The sequence below is a fragment of the Achromobacter sp. AONIH1 genome, from assembly GCF_002902905.1.
Classification (GTDB): domain Bacteria; phylum Pseudomonadota; class Gammaproteobacteria; order Burkholderiales; family Burkholderiaceae_B; genus Achromobacter.
Genome location: NZ_CP026124.1, coordinates 2,041,976 through 2,047,922, shown reverse-complemented (window position 1 = coordinate 2,047,922; position 5,947 = coordinate 2,041,976). Strand labels below are relative to the sequence as shown.

The 5,947-nt window shown below is 63.7% G+C and carries 6 protein-coding genes; all 6 read right to left on the bottom strand.

Going from position 1 to position 5,947, the window contains the following annotated elements; genetic code table 11:
- Positions 1–100: 100 nt before the first annotated feature.
- A complete protein-coding gene (locus C2U31_RS09465) occupies positions 101–1,705 on the bottom strand; it encodes a TolC family outer membrane protein (RefSeq protein WP_233772715.1) in 1,605 nt (534 codons plus the stop codon).
- Positions 1,698–2,552 carry a hypothetical protein gene (locus C2U31_RS09460; RefSeq protein ID WP_103272612.1) on the bottom strand — a complete coding sequence of 285 codons (855 nt, stop codon included), beginning with the start codon at positions 2,550–2,552 and terminating at the stop codon, positions 1,698–1,700. Before C2U31_RS09460 ends, C2U31_RS09465 begins: the two co-directional genes overlap by 8 nt.
- A gap of 14 nt (positions 2,553–2,566) precedes the next feature.
- Positions 2,567–3,358: a SapC family protein gene (locus C2U31_RS09455; RefSeq protein ID WP_103272611.1), complete on the bottom strand. Its 792-nt coding sequence runs from the start codon at positions 3,356–3,358 to the stop codon at positions 2,567–2,569.
- 239 nt (positions 3,359–3,597) lie between these two features.
- A complete protein-coding gene (locus tag C2U31_RS09450) occupies positions 3,598–4,275 on the bottom strand; it encodes a response regulator transcription factor (RefSeq protein WP_103272610.1) in 678 nt (225 codons plus the stop codon).
- Positions 4,276–4,784: 509 nt separating this feature from the next.
- Positions 4,785–5,363 carry an IS30 family transposase gene (locus C2U31_RS31210; protein ID WP_199770979.1) on the bottom strand — a complete coding sequence of 193 codons (579 nt, stop codon included), beginning with the start codon at positions 5,361–5,363 and terminating at the stop codon, positions 4,785–4,787.
- On the bottom strand, positions 5,360–5,707 hold the full coding sequence (locus C2U31_RS31205; RefSeq protein ID WP_369869783.1) for a transposase: 348 nt from the start codon (positions 5,705–5,707) through the stop codon (positions 5,360–5,362). The genes C2U31_RS31210 and C2U31_RS31205 overlap by 4 nt, the downstream gene beginning before the upstream one ends.
- Positions 5,708–5,947 lie beyond the last annotated feature (240 nt).

Sequence of the window (5,947 nt, the reverse complement as noted above, 5' to 3'; positions counted from 1 at the left end):
ATCGCTACCCGATGTTCAATGTCGCCGGATCCGTTCCGGCCTAGATCGGAAATGGCCATCCCGCCGGGATGGCCCTGTCTGTTCATGCCGCCAGGCAGGACTACAGGATCTGCTGGCTGATCGCCGCGATGTCCGCCGCGTTCAAGGTTCCCGCCGCCTGCTTGAGCTTCAGCCCGTCCAGCACGAAGTTGTATCCCGCCTCGGCCTGCTGCCGCTTGGCGTTGTAAAGATTGCGCGTCGCGTCCAGCACGCTGACGACGTCGTTCAGGCCGGCCTTGAAGCCTTCTTCCTTTTGCCTGAGCGCCAGCTCGAACGACTGCACCGAGCTGTTCAGCGCCTTGATGCGGTCCATGCCGATGACGATGTTCTGGAACGAGGAAAACACCTGGCGCTGCACCTTGCGGCGCGCCAGGCTGAGTTCGGACGAGGCCGCGCCCAGCCGGCTGGCGGCGGCATGGCTCATGCCGTAGGTGTAGCCGCTCTGGAAGATGGGCACGCTCAGGTTCAGCGTGACGCGGGTGTCGCCGACGGTGCTGCCGCCGCCGAACAGGCTGCCGCCGGTCTCGTTGCGGCCGGTCGAGGCGCGCAGCGCCATGCTCGGGTAGTAGCCGGCGCGCTGCACCGATACTTCCTTCTCGGCCACGGCCACGGCGGCCGAGGCCGCGCGGATCGACCAGTTCTGCTCCAGCGCGGTGCGCAGCCAGACCTGCACGTCGTTGGGCTGTGGCACGGCCATGGGCAGGTCCTTGCGCACGCGGTGCAGCCTGACGTTGCCGTAGCCGATGATTTCCTGCAGGCCCTGTTGCTTGTCCAGGTAGTCGTGGCGGGCCAGCAGCGTGTTGGCCTCCTGCAGGTCCAGGCGGGCCTGCACCTCGCTCACGCCCACCTCGGTTTCCTGGCCGCTGCGGTAGCGCGCGCGCACCAGCTCCATCTGTTTCTGGGTGGTGTTGCGCTCGGCCTCGGTCAGCTCGATCTGGTCCTGGGCGGCCAGGATGCTCAGGTAGGCGGTGGCCGTGCGCAGCATCAGGTCCTGCTGGGCATAGGCGTAGCTGGCCACTTCCTTGCGCTCGGCTTCCTGCGACTGGCGCCACTTGTGGAAGGCGCCCAGGTCCAGGATGGGCTGGGTCAGGGTCAGCGCCCAGCCGTTCTCGTTCCAGTTGGCCTGGCCGGTCTGGTAGACGGCGTTCTGGCTGTTGATCACGTTCTGCTTGACGCGCGAGCGGTTGGCCTCGCCCGTCACGCTGGGCAGCAGCCCGGCGCGGGCCGCCATCACGCCATAGCCCACCGCCTGCAGTTCCTGGTAGGCGCCGCGCAGCTGCGGATCGTTCTGCAGCGCCATCATGTAGACCTGATCCAGCGTCATGGGATCCGCCTGCGCCGGCAGCTCGGCGGCGTTGTAGGCAGGCATCTCGTCGGCCCGGTACGCGGCCGGCGCGGGCAGCTGCGTCTTGTCGTCGAAGCGCGGCGCCGGCAAGGCCGCCACCTGGTCCATGCGGGCGCTGGGCGCGGGCAGCGCGTGGTCGCGCTCCTGCGGCCCCACCGGATCGGTGCGCAGCAGGCCCGCGTCGGTCTGTATCTGCGCGGGGGTGGCTTCGGTCTGCTGCGGCGCGCGCGCGGCGCAGGCCGTCAGCCCCAGCATGGCGGCCAGGGCTGCCGGCGTCATCCAGCGCCGGCGGCGCATGGTGTATCGATGGAGATCAGTCATAGTAAACAGTGAGGAACTCATGTCCGTCCCGCGCCGTGCCGGCCGCCAGGCTGTAGAGGCTGCGCGGCTCGTCGGGCACCAGCAGGGCCAGCACCTCGCTCTCGGGCAAGGCGAGGCTCCCGGCCAGGCGCAACAGATCGGGAATGAAATCGCGCAGCGGCAGATGCGCGCCACGGAAAGTCACGGTGAAGGAGTCGCGCCGGGTGTCGGCCTCGTCCACTTCCAGGAACATGAAGCCCGCCGGATCGGCGGCCTCGGCGGCGCGGGCGATGACGTCCCGGGCCGTTCCTCGGAGCACCGGCAGGGCCAGCCGCTCCAGATAAGCTTGCAGATGCCCTTCGAAGGCGGCGCGGCTGTCGAGATGCCGCATGCGATAGGCCGTGACGGCCGCCACGCTCTCATCTTCCGGATGCCACTTGTAGCCGCAGCCCAGCGGCAACACGCCGTGCTGGCGCAACGCCTCGGGCGCGGGCATGAATTCCAGGTAGATGCGATAGGTGCCGCCGTCGCCGATGTCCGGCTCGTAGGCGAAGAACATGGCGCGCGCCTGCTCCATGTCCTGCATCACCCGCAGCCACAGGGACTGCGGAATGGCCAGCTGGCGCGACAGCGTCGAGAAATCCAGCTGGCGCCAATGCTCGCGACGCACGCCGAGCAGGAAGCGGTTGCCGACCAGGCCGGCGGCCGAGAACTTCATCGACCATTCGACGCCGTCGATCTGCTTGTCCTTGAACAGCGACAACAGGCGGTCCGCCCAGAGGCGGCGCTCCCCCCGCAAGGTATGCAGGGGGATGTGCACCTGTTCGTCGCCGGCGCCGGGCGCCGGTGTCAGCGTCGCGGTCGTCATGCCAGCCGCCAGGCTCAGGCCGCCGCTTGCCGCGGCGCGGCGTCGGTGGAGGACGAGACTTCCTCCTGCTGCTGGGCGCGCTGGCGACGCTGGTCGTCCAGCATCGCCGCCAGGCGCGGCACGTTGCCGAGCGAAGCTCGGTGCAGCTCGATCAGACGCAGGATGCCGGCGCGCTGCAGCTCGACCACGCGCACGTCGTCCAGGCCGGCGAACTTCTGGTCGTCCACGACCCAGAAGCCGCTCAGGTAGCGCTCGCCGTCGGCCTGCGAGATGGTGATGGTCTTGGCCGTCAGCAGGCCCAGTTCGTTCAGGCGCTGCGCCATCTGCTTGGTCAGCTCCATCTCGCCCTGGAAGACGCGCAGGAATTCCATCATCTGCGTCAGGTAGCCGGTTTCCTTGCCGTCCTCGAACAGCGCCACGCCCTCGGCGCTGTTGATGCCGGGATAGGACTCGTCGATGCACACCGCCAGGCGTTCGGCCTCGGACGTGGTGCCCAGCACGAAGGGATAGCGGCGCGCGAAGGCCGGCACATAGGTGTCCGCCTGCCACATGCCGTCCGGCGTCACGAAGAGATTGGAGCGATCTTCCAGGCCCAGCAGCACGGCGACGTGGAAATTGTTGTGCTCGTCGCCCACGAAGACGATGGGATAGTGGCGGCCGGCGTCGGCGAACTCGCTGGCGGCGATGGGCAGCGCGTTGGTGTCGCGGGCGAAGGCATAGTGATCCGGCTGGATCTGGATCTTCGTGTCTTGGTGCGCGGCGCGGTCCAGCGCCACGGCGCGTTCGTAAAAAGCGGTTGCGGACATTTGGTAAACCCCCTGTAAAACTGTTACGTGTCTTTTCGCCGACATGAATGTGGCGCGCGCCGCGCGATTATTGGAAACCCCCGGATTTCCGCCATTCCCACGCGCAAGACTGCCGCCCGAATCTCACCGGGCCTCATTAAGATTAGAAACAATTAGAACGAATCCTGTCGCCAGCCGTCTATGCCTGAAATTGGGTATTTCTGCTCAGACTGGTCTTTAAATTCGAATAGGGAATGTGCTTAATCCAACCAGCCGTGCGCGCGTGCGGCGTGCACGGCTTTCGTGCGGGACGACACCAGCAGCTTGCGGTAGATGTGCTTGATATGGCGCTCGACGGTGTAGCGCGACAGATGCAGCTGTTCGGCGATCTCGCGGTTGCCCAGGCCCGCGGCCACCAGGCTCAGGATCTGGCTCTCGCGCGGACTCAGGGGCCCCGCCGCGTCGGGCAGTTCCACCGGCGGGCCCCGGAATTCCTGGATCAGGCGGCGCGTCACGAAGGGATCCAGCGGCGCCCCGCCGCTCAGCGCGCTGCGGATGGCGGCGCCGACCTCGATGTCGTCGCGCTCCTTGAACACATAGCCCGAGGCGCCGGCGCGCAGCGCGGCCAGCACGTCTTCCTCGAAACGCCAGGCCGACACCACCACGATCGTCATGTCGGGATTGGCCGCGTACATCTCGGAGATCAGGTCCATGCCGTTGCCGTCCGGCAGGTCCGGGTCCACCAGCGCCACGGACGCGGGCTGCCGGGATAAGCTGGCCCGGGCCTCGGCCATCGACCCGGCGGAACATAGCGATTCCGGCTCGTAGCCGAACTGCAGCAGGAGGCCTTCCAGCCGGCGCCGCGCCAGCGGCTCCGCACCGATCAACAGTACGGGCTGGCGCAGCACGAAGTCGAAGGTGGGCGGTTGCATGGACATGGAATCAAGACGCAAACGACAAGACCATATGGCGCCGCGCATGGACCATGACAATCCGTGGCGGATCAGATTCGTACTAAAGGCTGCATATCGGTGCTGCAAATTCCGGGAGCGGAGCATAGCACCGGGTATTTTCAGGAACACTCGAATCCCAGCCGGTGTTTACCCTGCATTTCATGGAAAACCCCAAGGCCGAAATTAATTCAATTTATATAGGCACAAATTCGATATATATTGAAATCTGCGATGAAATTAATTTCGCAATTTCTTTTTCATGATGCGGCCGCGCATCCACCGCGCGCACAGACCCTAGTCCGTGGCGGACGCACAATAGCAGCATTGCCAGCCCGCGACATCAGACTTTAGTCGTAGGACAGATCTTGGTCGCAACCTTATTGGTATTGACCCTAGCCCCGAATTGGTCCGCGTGGATTCAGACGGTCAGTGCAACATTGCGTCCAGCGCTTCGGCCGGGGTCTTGAACCCCAACGTTTTTCTGGGGCGGGAGTTTAGCTTGGCGGCAACGTCATCAAGCTCGCACTGCGTATAGTTGGCCAAGCCTGCTTTTTTGGTAAGTATTGGCGTAGCAGGTCATTTGTATTTTCGTTGTTGCCTAGCTGCCACGGGCTGCACGGATCGCAGAAGTAGACGGCCATATTCGTAGCAGTACTAAAGTGCCTGTGCGCAGACAACTCAACCCCGCGGTCCCAGATCAGGCTTCTCCTTGGTTGAACAGGAAGCTGGCGCATCTGCTCAACAAGGGCTCGAGTGACGGTTTCGGCCCGCTTGTCCTTGATCTTGCAAAGCACGGTGAACCGCGTACTTCTGTCGACGATCGTGGCGATAGCGCTCTGATTTGCTCCCACAATAAGATCGCCTTCCCAATGCCCTGGCAATGCGCGGTCTTCGATCTGCGCAGGACGAGAACGAATTGAGATACCGTGGGGAATTCCACCTGACCTGGCTGCCTGATGGGGTCTGGCATGGCGAAACGTTCGCTGGGTTCGCTGGTGCTTTTTTTTTCTTCTCGAAGGACGCCGCGAGCTTGAACAAACAGGGATCGATAGCTTGTTTCGTGAGAAATTCACATCGTCTTTCCGTCAGGAGATTGGCGTTTCAGCCATCCTGAAATCTGTTCGGGCGAACAGTCAGCTTCCAACAAACGTGTCACGATATCGCGCAGCTCAGGCTCACTGGATAGCAAGTAAGGCTTCGGGCGCCGACCACGCTTCAAAAATTGCTTTTCAGCATCGTACGCCCGGTACTTCGCCGGCCCGCCGTTGCGACGCACCTCTCTCGAGATCGTCGATGCTGACCGGCTCAACTCGCGACCAATAGCTCGACAACTCGCACCACCGGCCAGTCCCCGAGAGATCGACTCTCGCTCTTCTGTGGATAGGCATTCGGCACGGCGCGTCCTAGTCCGAGACATGATGCCTCCGAGGTACAGAAGATATGAAAAAACGGTCGCGGGAGGCTTGGCAACGTCGCGTGCAATGGAGCTCATCGGGGTCCCCTTGCGCCACAGATCCCAGACCCGAGACTTCCTCTCTGCGGTCATGGCACCGTAAATACGGACCATTGCACACCTCTACTCATCAGACTTTCAAGAGGGTGTTGCACTGACCGTCTGAATTCACAGCACCAAGATATCCCGCAATGTTCGATGTCC